At 35.0% G+C, this 17,665-nt stretch carries 14 protein-coding genes; 5 read left to right on the forward strand and 9 right to left on the reverse strand.

The annotated features are described in order from the left end of the window. Positions 1-204: 204 nt before the first annotated feature. The 3 genes from FNW38_RS03640 to FNW38_RS03650 are packed head-to-tail and all read right to left on the reverse strand — an operon-like array spanning position 205 to position 3,506. A complete protein-coding gene (locus tag FNW38_RS03640) occupies positions 205-438 on the reverse strand; it encodes a T9SS sorting signal type C domain-containing protein (protein WP_143387227.1) in 234 nt (77 codons plus the stop codon). Next, the gene (locus FNW38_RS03645) at positions 413-715 is read right to left on the reverse strand and encodes a hypothetical protein (RefSeq protein ID WP_143387228.1); all 303 of its coding nucleotides are present in this window, start codon (positions 713-715) and stop codon (positions 413-415) included. Before FNW38_RS03645 ends, FNW38_RS03640 begins: the two co-directional genes overlap by 26 nt. 58 nt (positions 716-773) lie before the next feature. Continuing rightward, a complete protein-coding gene (locus tag FNW38_RS03650) occupies positions 774-3,506 on the reverse strand; it encodes a T9SS sorting signal type C domain-containing protein (RefSeq protein ID WP_144064987.1) in 2,733 nt (910 codons plus the stop codon). A 298-nt stretch (positions 3,507-3,804) separates the two neighbouring features. Here FNW38_RS03650 and FNW38_RS03655 point away from each other — a divergent pair, with 298 nt between their 5' ends. Then, a complete protein-coding gene (locus FNW38_RS03655; protein WP_317130174.1) occupies positions 3,805-4,182 on the forward strand; it encodes a regulatory protein RecX in 378 nt (125 codons plus the stop codon). A gap of 196 nt (positions 4,183-4,378) precedes the next feature. Here the strand turns inward: FNW38_RS03655 and FNW38_RS03660 are convergent, their stop codons facing one another. Then, positions 4,379-7,042, reverse strand: a complete 2,664-nt coding sequence (locus tag FNW38_RS03660; protein WP_144064988.1) for a T9SS sorting signal type C domain-containing protein — start codon at positions 7,040-7,042, stop codon at positions 4,379-4,381. 302 nt (positions 7,043-7,344) lie between these two features. On the opposite strand from FNW38_RS03660, the gene FNW38_RS03665 reads away from it, so the two are divergent. After that, positions 7,345-7,812 carry a regulatory protein RecX gene (locus FNW38_RS03665; RefSeq protein ID WP_143387232.1) on the forward strand — a complete coding sequence of 156 codons (468 nt, stop codon included), beginning with the start codon at positions 7,345-7,347 and terminating at the stop codon, positions 7,810-7,812. 87 nt (positions 7,813-7,899) lie between these two features. Here the strand turns inward: FNW38_RS03665 and FNW38_RS03670 are convergent, their stop codons facing one another. From FNW38_RS03670 to FNW38_RS03690, 5 genes are all read right to left on the reverse strand, one after another. Further along, complete coding sequence (locus FNW38_RS03670; protein ID WP_144064989.1) at positions 7,900-9,054, reverse strand: beta-ketoacyl synthase N-terminal-like domain-containing protein; 1,155 nt, start codon at positions 9,052-9,054, stop codon at positions 7,900-7,902. A gap of 98 nt (positions 9,055-9,152) precedes the next feature. Beyond that, positions 9,153-10,424 (reverse strand): adenosylmethionine--8-amino-7-oxononanoate transaminase, encoded by a 1,272-nt coding sequence (bioA, locus tag FNW38_RS03675; RefSeq protein ID WP_143387234.1) that lies wholly within the window; start codon positions 10,422-10,424, stop codon positions 9,153-9,155. 86 nt (positions 10,425-10,510) lie between these two features. Beyond that, on the reverse strand, positions 10,511-11,128 hold the full coding sequence (bioD, locus tag FNW38_RS03680; protein ID WP_143387235.1) for a dethiobiotin synthase: 618 nt from the start codon (positions 11,126-11,128) through the stop codon (positions 10,511-10,513). A 53-nt stretch (positions 11,129-11,181) separates the two neighbouring features. Next, positions 11,182-11,577: a GxxExxY protein gene (locus FNW38_RS03685; protein ID WP_143387236.1), complete on the reverse strand. Its 396-nt coding sequence runs from the start codon at positions 11,575-11,577 to the stop codon at positions 11,182-11,184. Positions 11,578-11,700: 123 nt separating this feature from the next. Continuing rightward, positions 11,701-12,846 (reverse strand): aminotransferase class I/II-fold pyridoxal phosphate-dependent enzyme, encoded by a 1,146-nt coding sequence (locus FNW38_RS03690; protein WP_143387237.1) that lies wholly within the window; start codon positions 12,844-12,846, stop codon positions 11,701-11,703. A gap of 297 nt (positions 12,847-13,143) precedes the next feature. Here FNW38_RS03690 and FNW38_RS03695 point away from each other — a divergent pair, with 297 nt between their 5' ends. The 3 genes from FNW38_RS03695 to FNW38_RS03705 all read left to right on the forward strand — a co-directional run bounded on the left by FNW38_RS03695 (position 13,144) and on the right by FNW38_RS03705 (position 17,645). Then, on the forward strand, positions 13,144-13,683 hold the full coding sequence (locus tag FNW38_RS03695) for a hypothetical protein (RefSeq protein WP_143387238.1): 540 nt from the start codon (positions 13,144-13,146) through the stop codon (positions 13,681-13,683). Between the two features lie 487 nt (positions 13,684-14,170). After that, on the forward strand, positions 14,171-15,376 hold the full coding sequence (locus tag FNW38_RS03700) for a hypothetical protein (RefSeq protein ID WP_144064990.1): 1,206 nt from the start codon (positions 14,171-14,173) through the stop codon (positions 15,374-15,376). Positions 15,377-15,416: 40 nt separating this feature from the next. After that, positions 15,417-17,645, forward strand: coding sequence for an FG-GAP-like repeat-containing protein (locus FNW38_RS03705; RefSeq protein WP_144064991.1), 2,229 nt, complete (start codon positions 15,417-15,419; stop codon positions 17,643-17,645). The last annotated feature ends 20 nt before the right edge of the window (positions 17,646-17,665 follow it).

The raw sequence follows: 17,665 nt of genomic DNA on the forward strand, positions 1-17,665 counted from the left end.
AGTTATTTAAACGAAAATATAATTTCTTAGAAAGTGATACTAATTACAAAATGTAATGAGGAATTGGAATTTCACGGCAGACCTGGCTTCAGTAAGCAGATAACTGACCAAATGACAGTAATTTTATTGCTGGATTCAAAAAAAATCCCATTCTGTAGAAACAGAATGGGACGTCGTTATAAGTATTAAATTGATTAAATATTTCTAATAAATCACTTTTTTAGAAATCATTTTACCATTTGTTAAAGTTACTTTTACTATTATCGTTTGCTTATTCAAAGTAATATTTGAAGTATGGAATTCATTATCATCTATAGCTTCTTTATCAAATACTTTTCTTCCGAGCAAATCAAAAACGGTAATTCGTTTTATATTTTCAAGTTCTGATTTTATTTTTAATTCATTTTTGTCTTTAGAAATTAAAATACTGGTAATCATTTAATTCCAAATTATCAGTACCAAGGCTTCCATTAGTATAGCGTAACACAAAACGATCATCAAAAGTACCTGTATCAGAACTAAAATTATAAGAATCTTGTTTAATATTATGAACGACATTAAGTAATTTATCTTCGAGATAAATATTTTGATCTTCTAAAAATAATCCATCAACTTTATCAATACTAATTGTTGCATTTCCGTTGACATTTATACTGTATCCAAGAAGAATTGCATCTGTATCTGCAAATGGCAAGGCTTTATTTTGAATAGCCATTTTATCAGTTCCTATGAAATTATATAAGGAAAAGGGTTGATTCTCGCTTTAAGTCGTTTTAATAACCTATTTTCTTTGTAACAATTTTGCCGTTTTGTAATCCAATTTTAACTAACAATACCTGATGGTTTATAACTAAATTAGATATGGCTAATTCATTGGCATCTACATTTATTTTTTGATATATTGATCTTCCCAACAAGTCATACACCTGAACTTTATCTATTGTTTGAACTGATGAATTAATTTTTATTTGTTTATTTTTATTAGAAACCAAAACTGTATTATCTAATGTCTCAAAATCACCTGTTCCTAAAGTTTTATTGGTAATTGTATTAGTATATCGCAAAACAAAACGATTGTTGAAAATTCCGGCTTCAGTAACAAAACTATACGATGATTCTTTCAAGTCATGAATCACATTTGTCAGCTTATCTTCAATAAAAACATTCTGAGATGAGAGTACCCCATCTACTTGATCAATAGCTATTGAAAAAGTACCATTTATGGTAGAACTATAACCCAATGGTACTTCATCATTCTCTTTAAAAGGCAAAGCCCTTCCCTGTATTGTTAAATTTTTATCTTCATTGACACTATAAAAATCAACAAACTGATTCCCATCAAAACTCTCCCCATCAAATGCATTATCATACTCATTAGTAGCATTGGTAACATAACCCACTAGGGCTTGTTTGAAAGCCCCTTGCGCATTAGTAAGATTAAGCCAAACTCTATGCTTTTCGATTGCACTTGTCGTTTTCGAACTTTTAGTTATCTTGAAAAACTGGGAATTATTACCTGTGATACCTCCTACACCTATCCTCATACTATTATTGAATACAATTTCACTACTGGCTGGAACAAGCTTACTGCTAGCAAAAAATCCTTGTCCTGACGCAATTTTACCAGAGGGTTTGTTAGAGATTTGCTCATCAAGTCCTACAAAGTTTCCTGTCCCAACTCCTCCTGTAAGATTATAAGAGGCATAATCATCTGATGAATAAGCATAAATACCCGTTCCTGGATTACTAACACCAATGCCAATTGCTGTATTGTGAGTCCAGAAATAAAGAGTTCCATCTAAAACCGAATTATTGTCCGTTAAAAATTTATCCGCATCTAAAGCAGATGGATATGGGTTGCCTATAAGATACGATTTATCTGCAATAATACCCGTAAGAGAGAAAGCACCGTTATTTGGAGTACCATTAAAAGGAGCTTCATAAAAACCTGGTGGTGGTATTGATGTATAATGTGGTCCTCTAATAATGTAACCAATACCAACCAACATAACATTGGCCGAATCTTCCTGATTCCAATCATCAGCAACTGCATCAAAGGAATAATATTTATCAGAAAGTGTATCTGGAGAGGCATTTTTCAATGTTTGTCCTGCTACTGGTGATGACCAATAGGTGTAATCAGTTTCCCTAGTTGTAGTGTTATTTCGTTTATAAGTGATAACTCCTGTGTTTACCACAGTATTATTAATTTGAACTAAACTCGAATTATTCTCAAATGTCAATGATCCCCCAGAAACAACAAGTTCATTGGTTAGGGTCAATGTATTACTTGAATTAATAACTACAGCCCCCGAATTCACCTGACAGGAACAAGCCACTAAATCAGATGAAGAAGAATAATTCCCAGCAAAAATAATTTTCTCTGAACTTGTTGGTACAGATCCAGTAGACCATGCCGAACCATTCCATGTCTTAATAACCTGAGTATTAATCGTTATACTTGTTCCTGATGAAATACAGCCTGATGCATTTGTTGTCGTAACAGTATAATTCCCAACAGTTAATCCAGAAAACAAACCTGTTGTATTGCTTACTGACGCTACTACTGGACTTGTTCCAGTAACAGTATAGGTAATCCCTGAAGCTGGCACAGGAGTATTCACAGTTATTTTTCCAGTTACTAATGAACAAGTTGGTTGAGTAGGAGTAACTGTTGGTGTCGTTGGCAAAGCATTAAAAATTATGGTAATCTCTTTATAATTACTATAGTTACCATTTGTTACCGTTAATCTTAATGAATAAGTACCTGAAGTAGATGTGGACACTGTTGGTGACTGAGCTGTATCTGATGGGCTAAAAGTTAAACCTGAACCAGACCATTTATATGTAACAGGATAGACCGCTAATTTTGCACCAGAATAAGAACCTGATAAAACTGTCGTATTACCACAAATAGGAAAACTGTAAACAGGATTAGCTATTATACTACCTCCACCTAAATTAATTTCTTCAAATGAGAATTCTGCATTTCCCGAACCTTTACACACAGCATATTTTGTATCTCCAATATAAACAGCAACATTGTTGTTACATGTCCCTCCGTTATCTATTTTTCCTGGAGAATCAATTATAATTGTAGCATTTACAGGAAAACGAATTTCATTATTACCTGAAAATGTAATTATCCCTCCTGCATTAATTTTTGTACTTAAAGTTTCAACATTAACATCTGCGCCAATAACTAAAGTCCCAGAGATTCCCTCTCCAATAATTAATGCAGTAAAGTTATTTGATGTTGAAGCACTTATTGTTATGGTGTGAGAATTCCGAATTGTTACAGTGCCTGTACCCGTAAACTGTCCCGGATAACCTTGTGGTGATGTTCCTGAAGGAGTAACCCATGAAGAACCATTATAATACTGCCAGCTGGCAAGGGTAGTCCAGTTTCCACTAGTTACATTAGAGCGATAATCTCCTAAAGTTTGGGCTAAAACCACAGTTTGAACCAAAAGTAAAAAAATAGTAAAGAGTAGTTTTTTAATCATGCATTTTATGTGGCATTTAAATAAATTCAATCTTAAACCAGTGTTCTTCTAAAAAAAAACTTACATTAAAAACAAAATAAAAAAAACAGATTTTAAAAACACAATAAAGTCGACTATACGCATATTTATCCGTTGTATTACTGTTTCATGAGAGACTGGAAATTGTGTTTATTGAAAAATTTCACGCCTTTTACTCTGTGAAAGATTTATTTGACTTAAGAACACTTAATTTATTAACACATCAAGCTCCTCTTTTATTGATAATAAATACTTAAATTTCCCATTTCAATAACCAAAAATGAATACTATTTTTTCCATAAAAGAGGTCACAAATAAGATAGAACATTTTTGTACCTATCAAAAGCGTTGCCATGAAGAAGTGGTGCAAAAATTAAGAGCCCTAAAAATGGACCCTGAAGAAATTGATAGAATTATGGTGCATCTTATTCCCGATAATTTTCTCAATGAGGAACGTTTTACCTGTAGTTTTGGCAGAGGCAAACACCGTAAGAAACATTGGGGTAAAATTAGAATTGCAAACGAATTAAAGTCAAAAAGAATAACACAAACCCTTATTACTATTGTGCTAAAGGAAATTTATCCCGATGAATATGACGCAACTTTTAATGCGCTGGCAGAAAGACACTGGGAATCCATACGGAAAGAGATACGTTAAAAAAACGAAATAAATTTTGCGACTACATGTTACGTCGGGGTTATGAAAATAATTTAGTCTTTGAGAAAGTAAAAGAGTTGGAGCATTTGGAATACGGATAACACGGATTCAATTCATGGATTAAAATATGCCTTTAAGCGTAATAAACAGTATTTAAACATCAAATCATCCGAATAAATGCCTTTTCTAATTCTCATTAATTAACAATTTTTTTAGTGACCGTTTGACCGTTTTGCAATACAATTTTAATCAACAAAGTTTGATGATTTTGCACTAAATTAAAAATAGCCAATTCATTGGTATTTACATTTCTTTTTTGATATATTAATCTTCCTGACAAGTCATACATCTGAACTTTATTTATCGTTTCAACTGATGAATTGATTTCTATTTGCCTGTTTTTATTGGAAACCAAAACTACATTTTCTTGTATATTAAAACTTTTCCCTATTTCAGCTTTATTCGTATAACGCAATACAAATCGATCATTGAATGTTCCTTTCTCGGTGGTAAAGCTATAAGGGCCTTGTTTCAGGTCATGGATAGCATTCAGCAACTTATCTTCTAGATAAATTCCTGTATCGCTTTGGTTAAATACCCCTTCTTTCGAATCAATATTAATGTTGAATGTTCCCGCTACGGCACTGAAATAACCCAGACGCACCTGATCATTTTCGTTGAATGCTACCCTACCTTGTATTCTGTAGGCATCTTCATTTATAAAAGAATAAAAACTTACGTAATTGCCCGCATCATTTACCAAACCATCATAACCCTTATCGTAGCCTAAAGTCGTATTATCAAAATAGCCTACTAATTGCTGACTGAACATGCCATCTGCATTTTCCAGATTCAACCAGACTCGGTCTCGTTCTTTGGCTTTGGGCTTGTCCTTAATTGAAACTGTTTTATAAAATTGGGTATTCGCAGTAGCCGGCAAATTCACACGCATGGCGTTGTTAAAGGTTAATGATCCAGCTGCATCGGCTTCTACAAAAAAACCTTGCCCCGAGGCGATATATCCTGAAGGTTTGGCCCCTCCCGAAACGCTTCCTAATGTCCCGACTCCACCGGCTAGCGTGTACACTGCATAATCATCCTGAGAATAATTAGACGTATCAGGCCCTGGATTACTCACAGAAATATCCCCTTTATGGGTCCAAAAATACAAAGTCCCTTCAATAGTTTTATTAATTGTCCCTGTACTAATAATATTAGCATTTATAAAAACATCCGCAGAAATTGCTGATGGATATGGATTGCCAACCAGGTTAAAGTCATCCCCAGGATCAGTCCCTGGAGACAAAGCAATACCCGTGGTCACCACACCGTTATTTACTTTACCGGAAAAAACCACAGATTCGGTTCTAGAAAATGATCCAGTGGTTGGTCCCATGATTATATAACCTTTGCCGGGAGTCATAGTGGATGCATATACCCAATCGTCTCCGTTGTCATCAAAACCATCATTATTAGCGTCAATAAAATTGGCAGGGGAAAATCCAAAGGCATTTCCAAAATTCCATGTTGGGAATGTTGTAGCTATAGTAGTAGAAACAATTGGCGTAGACCAATAGGTATAATCATATAATTCAAACGGTGTGGTGGTTTTGTGTACGTTTATTGTACCGCTGTTTGTAACCGTACCTGAATCGTTTATCATTACTAAAGAACCTTCATGCAAAACGTCCAAGGTTGCTCCTGCATTTACGGTTAAATTATTTTGAATCGTGACAAAGTATTGGCTGCCAATAGTAAGCGTACCACTATTGATGGTCAAACTGCAAGCATCTATATTGCCATTGGTAGCATTGGTAGTATAACTTCCATTAAGTATAGCCACAGTCGAGGATGTTGGCACGCCATTCGACCATAAAGTTCCATCCCAGATAGTACTAGGCTGAGCGATAGTCACACTTGTTCCTGGTGAGATACATCCAGACGAATTCTTTGCTGTCACACTATATGTCCCTATAGCAACTGAAGTAAAAACTCCTGTTGTGTTTGTATATGTTAATCCATTAATACTGTAGGTCATTCCGACAGCAGTTGGTGCTGTTATGGTTATCGTTCCTGTTGGCGTGGAACAGGTGGGCTGTAATGTTACACTTGCTGTTGGCGCCGCTGTCGACAACCCAGTATTTACAGTTACTGTGGTTTCAGCAATCATTATAAAAGGCACATTAGGAGTAACACTAGTATTAAGCATTGTGCTTTTCATTTTTACTTGATAAATCCCACTAACCGTAGCTGACAAAGTATAATTCGGACTGTTACTGTATGTTGGAGCAGTAATCCCAGGGCCGGACCATGAATAAGTATAGGGACCTCCATTTGGTGGTGGAGCAGCCGAAAGATTGATGGGATTCCCAACGCAAACAGGGGAGTTCGATGTTGCACTCCCTGTCCCGCCTAAAGTCACTATATCAGCAAAACTGACATCCGCCCCGGCACCACCGTTGCAACTCGCAAGTAAATTGGTACCGATATATATCCGTTCCGATGCATTACACGAACCCCCAACCAAACCTCCCCCAGACTGAATAATTATTGAAGATCCTTCCTTAAGATACAAACGGTTATTCCCCGAAGAAAAATCGAGTGTTGCTCCGCTTCTAACAATTAATTGAATAGCCCCTAAACTGGTTAGATTTAATTCTGCATTCATGTATAAGGTCGTCGGAGTTGACCCATTGCCGATATTTATAATCCCACCGCAACTAGCAAACGAGCTACTGGTTAGTGTACTCGAATTCACATTACCTGTAATTGTTGGACATTGGGCATTTACAATTCCGGAAAAAGCGAACAACAGCAACACAATGATGAAAACCCCTGATTTATGTAATAGTGTTTTCATGACTATTTGTGTATTATTTTTATAAAAAAAAACAGTCTATGTTATTGATAATAAACAAGATAAGGCTACTGTAAAGTTAAGAAACCTTGTAATGAAAATAAAAATAAACCGTTCAAATACCTCTTTGTCCGTTGTACTGCTGCTATATGTAAATTCTATATTTTTGTATTTTAAAAATAGGCAGGAAACCTTTACATAATAAAAAATATCATCTAGTTTGAATAAGATAATTTATTTATAAATACCTGTTTTGTTCGTTATTAATAGTTAAATTACAATTCCAAAAAAACCAAAACCGACACATGAAAAACGTTTTCTCAATTAAAGATGCTATACAAAAAATAGAACATTTTTGCGCCTATCAGGAACGTTGTCACGAAGAAGTGGTGCAAAAATTGAGAAGCATGAAGATGGAATGGGAAGAAATTGATTCAATTATGGTGCATCTTATCAGTGATAATTTTCTCAACGAAGAACGTTTTGCCTGTAGTTTTGCAAGAGGCAAACACCGCATAAAACATTGGGGGAAAATTAGAATTGTGAACGAATTAAAGTCAAAAAAAATAACACAAACCCTTATTAATATTGCCCTAAAAGAAATTACACCTGAGGAATATGCGGCAACATTCAATACGCTGGCAGAAAGACATTGGGAATCCATACGAGAAACAAATGCGTTAAAAAAACGAAAGAAATTTTGTGATTATATACTACGCCGGGGATTTGAAAGTAATTTGGTTTATGACAAGTTGAAGGAGCTAGAGTGTTGAGCCACAGATTGCACGGATTAGCACGGATTTTTTATCTGTGTGAATCTGTAAAATCTGTTCCAATCCGTGGGCTATCTTTTTGGCCAATTACAAACTCAAGAGCACGCTTACCGCATTACCTCCAAAACCAACTGCATTAATCAATACTTTTCTAATAGGTTTTGTTTGTATTTGCGCTTCCACAAAAGGGACTCCGATGAAGGTATTGTGTTGCATCATCATAATAGCCAGTTCCATGCTCAAGATTCCCGAAGCCCCAAAAGTGTGTCCAATTTTCCATTTATTGGTGGTCAACAAAGGCAAGTTCGAACCAAAAACTTTCTCAATCGCTCTGTATTCAGTCAAATCACCTTTTATGGTTCCTGGTGCGTGCATCACAATCGCATCAATTTCGGATAAATCCGTATTTTGTAAAGCCATTTTCATTGATTTCTGGAAACAAGTCGCATCTGCCGAAATGGAAATATTATGCTCCAAAATTTCCGTAGCATACCCAATCCCTTCTATGTAAGCCAACGCATTTTCTTTTTTACCTATTTCAAGACAACAAACGCCGGCACCTTCACCAAGAATCATGGTGCTTTGTTTCTTTTCGAAATCAAGAGCTCGGTTAGGATAATCCTCTTTACTATTCGAATAAATTTTCAAAGCCCGCATTTGCGCAATTGTAAAATCTGTTAAAGGAGCTTCGCTACCTCCAACCAGAAATTTATCAGCCATTCCTGCTCGAAGCCAAGCCACCCCATTTAAAACTGCATGCAAAGCCGTAGAACAGGTTATAGAATGCGATATTTCTGGACCAGAACTTTGCAAATCGTGGGCAACCCAAGAAGAAATATTCCCTAAAGTTGTAGTTGGAGATGCCAAAGTTTGTGCTTTCCCCGTTTCTAAATATTCCTGATAGTGCTTTTCAAATAAATCAGTTGCGCCACGAGACGAACCTATGTTTATTCCGAAAATATCGTTCTTAGCCCATCCCGCATTTTGCATGGCTTTTCGAGAAGCGGCCATAGCATACAAAACCGACTTATCTAAAAATTTATATTTGTTATCCGATTGTTGTAATATGTCAACAACTTGTTTCGAAATAGCGTCTAGTGAAGCAACATAAGTTTTTTTATGATCTAATTCGCGTTCTGTAAAACAATGATTCGCATTAAGATAATTTTCCCAAATAGCGTCTGGTGTATTCCCTAATGGCGAGATGGAAGCAATAGCGGTTATAGAGATTATTTTGGGCAAAATATTGTTATTTAACCGCAAAGGTCGCAAAGTTTTTCGCAAAGTTCACGAGGGTTTGAAAATTTATACATGCAAAATGCACCTTTATTGTTATAAATTTAAACTATTTCTAAAGCATTTTCGACCACTTGATACACTTTTTGTAATTGCTCATCGGTGATAATATAAGGAGGTAAGATGTAAACTATATTACCAACAGGGCGCAGGATTATTCCATTTTCGATAAAAAAATCATAGAGTTTGTTACGCAAGGTTCCATAATAACTGGCGGAACTTTCGGTTTTTATTTCTAATGCAAAAATAACTCCGAGAACACGCGTTGTGGTTACTTTTGGATGATTTTTTATGTGTTCCTGAAAACCCAGATGACTTTGATTTACACGGGCAATATTAGCTTGCATTTCATCGGTTTGTAACAACTCAAAACTTGCCAAAGCCGCTGCACAACCTGTAGGATTTGCCGTAAAAGTATGTCCGTGAAATAATGCTTTATTAATATCCTCATCATAAAACGCCTCGAAAATAGCTGCAGTAAAAGTCGTAATCGCCATAGGAATAGTACCGCCGGTCAACGCTTTTGACAAACACATCATGTCTGGTTTTTCTACCTGATAATCTGTCGCAAAAGTTTTTCCTGTTTTTCCAAAACCGGTCATTACTTCATCAGCAATGGTGAGCACTTTATTTTGCTGACAGATGCGCATCAATTCATCTAACGCTTCCGGCTCATACATCACCATTCCTGCCGCTCCTTGAACCAATGGCTCATAAATAAAACCAGCACAGTTATTGTTTTTTACTACCTCTTTTAAAGTATCATAACTTTCCTGTTCTTTTCCTTTCACAGGAACTGGAATCCGAACCACATCAATGAACATCCCTTGAAAGGCCTGCGTATAAAAAGAAATTCCGCTTGCCGCCATTGCCGCAAAGGTGTCGCCATGAAAAGCATTTTCGAAAGCTATTATTGTAGTTCTCTTTTCCCCTTTATTGAAAAAGTATTGCAGTGCAACTTTAATCGCGACTTCAACCGCCGTAGAACCATTATCTGAAAAGAATATTTTTTGCTGGTTTTTTGGTAAAATTTCCATCAACTTCTCGGCAACCAAAACAGCTGGCTCATGTGTAAATCCACCAAAAAGTACGTGTTCTAATGTCGTGAGTTGTTTGTAAATCGCATCTGCAATAAATTTATTGGAATGTCCATAAGGATTCACCCACCAAGAGGCGATTGCATCAATGTATTCTTTATCATTTTCGTCCCACAGCAAAGCACCTTCCCCTTTTTTAATGGCAATGGGAAGTGCTGCAGTTTTGTGTTGTGTATAGGGATGCCAAAGATATTGACTGTCTCTTTCTGTTAAGTTCATTTTATTTTAGATAAAAAGAAGTAAGAGACAAGATAAAAGACTTCACATAACAAAGCATTCTTTCTTCTTGTTTCTTTTTTCTTAATTTATAATTCCAATAGATTATCCCGAAACAAATCAGCATATTCTTTTATTACATTTTGGTCGAAATACGGTTCTTGCTCAATTCTTCCAATGCATTTTATACCTGTTTTATTTAAAATTATTGCTTCCGAAGATTTATTTTCTTCACCATTAAATATGATTCCTGCAATGTTTATTTTTCTATTTTGTAAGGCTTCAATCGTGAGCAAAGTGTGATTGATACTTCCTAAATAATGTCTGGAAACAACAATCACTTTATAATCGGGTTGGATTAAATCAATAACCGAATCCTTGTCATTTAATGGGACAAAAATACCTCCAGCACCTTCGATTACTAAATGATTAGCTGTCTTGGGTTCGGTGATATTCTTTAAATCAATAACAATCCCGTCTAATTCTGCTGCGAGATGTGGACTTGCCGGTGTATTTAAAGCATAACTATTAGGATAAACTACGGTCTTTTTATTAGACAAAAACGATTTGATTTTATGACTGTCCGAATTTTCTAAATCGCCCGCTTGAATGGGTTTCCAATAATCGGCTTCTAGTGATTCCGTTATAATAGCTGATGCAATAGTCTTGCCGACATCGGTTGAAATTCCCGTGATGAATAGTTTCATAGATTTGGAACACAGATTAAACAGATTGAACAAATTTACACGGATTTTTGAATTTATTCTTTAATTTTTTTTCGCTCATTTGTATAAATAAGTCTCTTGAATTCTGGTGTAGTCCCGAAATTCAACAATATTCCAATTTCTACTTTAGTCGCTTTGAGATAATTCAACAGCTGTGCTTTATGTTCATCCATTAAACATTCACAAGCTTTAAGTTCTACTGTTATTGAATCCTCTATTATTAAGTCGGCAAAATATTCTCTAACTAATTGACTTTTATAATACACTTTAATTTGTTTCTGCGCTTCTACTTTAAATCCTTGCGATTTTAATTCAAAATACATTGCATTTTGATAGACTTTTTCTAGAAAGCCATACCCTAATTCATTATAAACTTCATAATAAGCTTTCAAAATAGAGTCACTCAAACTTTTATGCAAAAAATTAGCCATATTTAATTTATCTTAATTGAAAACATTTATTCTGAAATTTGTGGAAATCAGTTCAATCTGTCAAATCTGTGTTTCATTTTTGAATAAGACAGTAATACTTACTTTTTATCAAAAAATATAAAATCAGTATTCAAAAACAAAAGTACTCAACAATCGTAATACTTCGGAGATTTCTTCTTTTGAATTAAAGCTATGCAAACAAAATCGCAATCGCTCCTGCCCTTCCGGAACCGTTGGCGAAAGTATGGCTTTGACATCAAAACCTTTTTCTTGTAGCTTTTGGGCTATGGACTTGACATTTTCATTTCCCGGAATAATCGCTGATTGAATTGCTGATTTGCTTCGAACAAATAATTGCTTTAAACCCAATAAATTCTTCTCTTGATTGAAATGAATAATGTTTCCTCGAAGCAGTTCTATATTTTGTTTTTCTTTGTCTAAATAGTGGTACCCCATTAAAATCGTGGCAACCGAATGTGGCGAAAGTCCCGTCGTGTAAATAAAACTTCGGGAAAAATTCACTAAATAATCCCTCAATTCTGGAGAGCCTAAAATGGCAGCGCCATGACATCCCAATCCTTTTCCAAAAGTCATAATTCGGGCGAAAACATGATCTTGCAAGTTTAAATCCTGAACTAAACCTTCCCCTGTTGAACCAAAAACGCCCAAAGCATGTGCTTCATCAATAACTAAATAACTGTTGTGTTTTTCGGATAGTTGTACTAATTCTTCAAGATTTGGTGTATCGCCGTCCATCGAAAAAACAGATTCGGTAACAATATAAATGACTGTGTTTTGATTTCGAAGAATTAATCTTTCCAAATCCTCAAAATCATTATGATTGAATTTATACGCCTTGGCATTCGATAATTGAATTCCATCCCGAATGGAAGCGTGACACAATTCGTCGTATAAAACCAAGTCCCCTTTTTGCGGAAGCGAACTAAAAAATCCAACATTGGCATCATAACCTGAATTAAAAATCAACGCCGATTCCGATTTATGAAACTGTGTGATGTAGTTTTCAGTTTCTGGATATAGCTTATGGTTTCCGGATAATAATCTGGAACCTGTTGCACCATTTTGAACCCCATTATTTTCAATTAAATACTGGTGTGTTTCCTGAAAAATAGTTGCTGATTTAGACAATCCGAGATAATCATTGGAAGCAAAATCAATCCCTTTACTGGATAAAGGCAATTGTCGCAAAGCATTATTTTGCTTTCGGCTCTCCAATTTAGCGGATAGATTTTGTGGAAATTTTCTCATACGCCACAAAAATAAGCATCTTTTTCGGTTTATATATTTTGTACCATTTTTAGTTTAATACCTTTTTAAAATTAAGTTGTTTTTAAGTTATTGGTTCGGCTTCCAAATTGCATTACATTATTCATAAAAATTAAATTCTTTAAAAATTAACAACTGAAAAATAATAGTCGAAATAAAATTGATAAAAATTTACGAAAACGGTTTCGATTCAATGCATTGTTAAAATTATGTTAAAAAAAACTTAAAATTTAAAGCAAAGAGATTTCATTATAAAATAGTTTTCTACTTTCGGCAATTATGAAACGAATTGCATCACTTTTCTTATTAGTAACATTGTTTTACAATGTTCTGGGATACTATCTGATGTTTGCTTATCAACAAGAGCAGGCATGGGTGAGTAGTATGGAAAAAGCACCTAGTTCAGAGTTGCATGTAATACAATTGAATGCCACTTTATATTCTTTTATTGAAGACACTGATTTTGAGTATGTAAATGAAGACGTGGTTATTAACAATAAAAGTTATCACATTTTCAAAAAAAGAATTCAAAACAACATCCTAAGCCTTTATTATCTTCATAATTCACATCAAGACGCAATAGGCAACGATTTAAAAGATATTGTTGACAATCAATTATTTAACGGATCTTCTTCTAAAGATACTCCGGTAAAAAAATTCATGAAGTCTTTCCTTCAAGATTATATTCCAAACAATACTGTTGCGTTTGATTTTTCTCCAAAAACAGCTATAGGCTCAATTAAACCTATCATTACGCCAAACCAGGCATTAGATTCTGGATACATTTCCTTATCGTATTCCCCACCAGACATCGTATAATTCTTTCTATTATTTTAGTGAAATCATTCACTATTTATCCGGCATTTGTTAAGTCAAGATAATTCATGATTGCTTTAGCTAAGACTGTACAATTATTACAATTTTATTGAAAATTAAGCCCATTACAAATACAAAATAGTCTTTTGTATTTTCTGAATTCACTTTTTTTAAAGGATTCACAGGCATATTTTACATTTAAATTCTGTTCTATTTTGTACAACTAGCGTTCAGAATCATGACTTAAATTCATTTTTACAAATTCAAAAATGGATTTCTAAAGGAGCTATTTATTTCAAATAAACACTTACTCTATCTGTTTTGCCGTGTAAAATCAAACGAAACTTTTTGGACGAAAGCCAAAAGTGAATCTTGTTTTACAACAAGAACACATCAACTAACTTATGTTTTTTTTAACGCCAATCCTCTTTACAGAAAGAGGCTGTTGCTGACTTATTTTATATTATTAACCATTCAAAAAAACCAAACCTTGAAAAATTTATCCTTTTTACATTCCGCTTTTATTTTTATTTTATTCCTTACAATTGCTTTTAATACTCAAAACATCACCGCTCAAGGTTGTGTAGCCGTGCGTCAGATGGGAGGACAAAACATGAATTCTTCAAATTCTTATAATTTAAGTGAAGGCGAATTTCAAGTAGGTGCTAATTATCGCTATTTCCACTCTTGGAGACATTTTGTTGGTACAGAAGAACAACTGCACCGCCAAACAACCAATGGTGGACATGACGCAAATGGCAAAGAACGTGGCAATGCAGTGAATATCTATTCTCATGCTGTTGATTTAAATATTTCATATGGATTAACGAACCGTATCCAGTTGAATGCCACATTACCTTATGTAAACAATGAGCGCTCACAAGTACTAAGACAAAAAACACCCGTAATCGATACATTACGTTATAGCGTCTATGCTGATGGGATTGCTGATGCCCGATTGAGCGTAAATTATTGGGTTGTTGACCCAAAAAAGGCCGAAAAAGGTAATGTTATGATAGGATTGGGTGTGAAATTAAATAACGGAAGCCATGACGAAATGGATGATGCGCCACAAGCAGACGGAACTATCAAAAGTGTTGTAATGGATCAAGCTATTCAACCGGGAGACGGAGGCGTAGGTTTTTCAGTAGAACTTCAAGCATTCCGACAATTAACAGGACGACTTTATGGTTTTGCAAATGGGTATTATTTGTTTAATCCAAGAGAATCTAATGGTACTTTCAAATCAGCACCAAAAGCAGGATTGGAAGGATATGAAATCTACGCTAGTCCAGACCAATATTTTGGACGCGCAGGTTTTATGGCTGCTGTTGACAAAAAAGAAAATTTCACGGTATCATTAGCCGGAAGATTTGAGGGCATCCCTGCTTATGACGCTTTTGGGGGTCAAGTGGCATACCGTCGTCCGGGATATGTTATCGCTGTTGAATATGGTTTATCTTATCGTTTAGGGAAACATGGATTTAGCCTATTCATACCTTATAACGTTGTCAAAAATCGCATCCAAAGTGCTGCTGATATCGCATCCCAAAATTTACAGAATTCAGTAATAACTGATCCAAGTAAATACGTACATGTTCAAGGTGATGCAGCTTTTGCTGATTACTCTATCAATGTTGGTTATTCGTATCGTTTCAATTTAAATAAAAAAATGACAATGACTATGAAGCATTAATTTCATCTAAAAAAGGAACCTAAATTTTTAATTAATGAAAATGAAAACCATATCTATACTCGTACTGTTATTTCTTTCTTTTTTAATACAATCATGTGATTATTTCAGAAACCCTAATGACAAAATGGTCGAGATTTTAGCTGCAAAATACAAGCAGTTTAGTGTCAAAGACAATCCTTTTTGCCCTGAAGCAGAATTAGTTTTTTTTGATTCATTATCAACTGCACCAGCCGAAACCAATAACCGATTTATAGCTACTTTTTACAAAGGAAACAGCCTTTTAAAACTAGGAAAAGAAAGCGAAGCAGTAGCTGCTTTTGAATCTATTATTCAGAGAATAGGCCTGTCAAATGATAATAGCCCAGAAGTATTACGAAGTATGGCACTCTCCTATATGCGTTTAGGCGAAAGACAAAACTGTGTTACCAATCATTCGACTGAATCCTGTATCATGCCCATTAGAAATTCAGGAATACACCTAAAACAGTTGGGCTCTAAAAAGGCGATTGCAGTTTATGAACTTCTTTTAAATACCTTTCCTGAGGATTACGAGTCGAGATGGCTGCTAAATATTGCCTATATGACACTGGGCGAATACCCATCAAAAGTTCCTGCTAAATGGCTTATTCCGAACTTAGACAAAGACAACTCTAATTATGCCATTAAGCCTTTTACAGATGTAGCACCCAATTTAGGGGTTAATAACCGAAATATGGCAGGTGGAATTATTATGGACGATTTTAATAATGATAATTATTTGGATCTCGTAACTTCCGATTGGAGTTTAAATGGCACCATGCACTATTATCAAAACGATAAAAAAGGGGGATTTATCGATTCCTCAAAAAAGTCCGAATTAGGGCGTTTTAAAGGAGGGTTAAACATGATTCAGGCTGATTATGACAATGACGGCGATATCGATGTTTTTGTTTTAAGAGGCGCATGGATGGGAAATTACGGAAAGCAACCCAACTCTTTGTTAAGAAATAACGGCGATAATACCTTTACCGATGTAACGATCAAAAGTGGTTTATATTCTGAACATCCCACGCAAACCGGGGTATGGAAAGATTTTAATAATGATGGATGGCTGGATTTATTTATTGGCAATGAAAGCAGAGCAGAATTAAATGAAATTAATCCTTGCGAATTGTACATCAGCAATCAAGATGGCACTTTTAAAGAAGTTTCGGTTAAAGCAAATTGTGCAGTTGTAGATTTTGTAAAAGGAGTTACAGCTAGTGATTATAACAATGATGGTCTAGAAGATTTGTATGTATCGGGTAATAGAGAAAGAAAAACCCTGCTCAAAAACACGGGAATAAAAAATGGTATTCCTCAATTTGAAGATGTAACGCAAAAAGCTGGTTTAGCAGATATAAAAGTCGGAACATTTCCAACCTGGTTTTGGGATTATGACAATGATGGATGGCAAGATCTTTTTGTATGTGGTTATAAATTTGATTTTAGCGTTGCTTATACTGCCGGCACAGAAGCATTAAACATTCCTAACAAAGCCAGTAAAATGTATTTATACCACAATAATCACGATGGTACATTTACCAATGTTTCTGAAAAAGCAGGTTTAAATAAATCTGTATTTGCAATGGGTTCTAACTTTGGAGACATTGACAATGATGGCTATCTAGACATGTATTTGGGAACTGGGAATCCCGATTATAAATCACTTGTTCCAAATCGTCTTTTCAGAAACATGGGTGATGGCAAATTTGCTGATGTTACCGTTTCCGGTAGAGTTGGTAATTTACAGAAAGGCCATGGAGTTGCCATTAATGATCTAGACAATGATGGTGATGCCGATATTTTTATAGAAGTGGGTGGCGCCTATATTGGTGATTCTTTCAACAATTCCCTATACTTAAACCCAGGTCAGAATACGAACCGTTGGATCAAGCTACAATTAGAAGGGACAAACACAAACCGCTCTGCAATTGGCACACGAATTAAGATCAGCTTTAAAGAAAATGGCATTAAAAGAGTTGTGTACAGAGAAGTAAACTCTGGCGGAAGTTTTGGAGCATCAGCACTGAGAAGAGAAATAGGTATCGGTCAAGCCAACAGTATTGATGAAATAATGATTACATGGTCCAAAACCCGAAAAACACAAGTCTTTAAAAACATAAAGCCTAATCAATTTCTTAAAATAAAAGAAGGGAGTGCTACTATTACTAAAGTAAAACTTAATAAGATAATTTTTCCTGACAAAAGTCAGAATTCAATTATATGCAAACCTGTTACTATGCAATAAACAAATGCACTTATGCTAAA

This window comes from Flavobacterium gawalongense (assembly GCF_007097265.1).
Taxonomy (GTDB): domain Bacteria; phylum Bacteroidota; class Bacteroidia; order Flavobacteriales; family Flavobacteriaceae; genus Flavobacterium; species Flavobacterium gawalongense.

Coding starts and splice junctions, on each gene's coding strand:
- FNW38_RS03690 (WP_143387237.1), bottom strand. CDS start 12,846: ATGAGAAAATTTCCACAAAATCTATCCGCTAAATTGGAGAGCCGAAAG.
- FNW38_RS03705 (WP_144064991.1), top strand. CDS start 15,417: ATGAAAACCATATCTATACTCGTACTGTTATTTCTTTCTTTTTTAATA.
- bioD (WP_143387235.1), bottom strand. CDS start 11,128: ATGAAACTATTCATCACGGGAATTTCAACCGATGTCGGCAAGACTATT.
- bioA (WP_143387234.1), bottom strand. CDS start 10,424: ATGAACTTAACAGAAAGAGACAGTCAATATCTTTGGCATCCCTATACA.
- FNW38_RS03645 (WP_143387228.1), bottom strand. CDS start 715: ATGGCTATTCAAAATAAAGCCTTGCCATTTGCAGATACAGATGCAATT.
- FNW38_RS03685 (WP_143387236.1), bottom strand. CDS start 11,577: ATGGCTAATTTTTTGCATAAAAGTTTGAGTGACTCTATTTTGAAAGCT.
- FNW38_RS03655 (WP_317130174.1), top strand. CDS start 3,805: ATGAATACTATTTTTTCCATAAAAGAGGTCACAAATAAGATAGAACAT.
- FNW38_RS03660 (WP_144064988.1), bottom strand. CDS start 7,042: ATGAAAACACTATTACATAAATCAGGGGTTTTCATCATTGTGTTGCTG.
- FNW38_RS03695 (WP_143387238.1), top strand. CDS start 13,144: ATGAAACGAATTGCATCACTTTTCTTATTAGTAACATTGTTTTACAAT.
- FNW38_RS03665 (WP_143387232.1), top strand. CDS start 7,345: ATGAAAAACGTTTTCTCAATTAAAGATGCTATACAAAAAATAGAACAT.
- FNW38_RS03650 (WP_144064987.1), bottom strand. CDS start 3,506: ATGATTAAAAAACTACTCTTTACTATTTTTTTACTTTTGGTTCAAACT.
- FNW38_RS03640 (WP_143387227.1), bottom strand. CDS start 438: ATGATTACCAGTATTTTAATTTCTAAAGACAAAAATGAATTAAAAATA.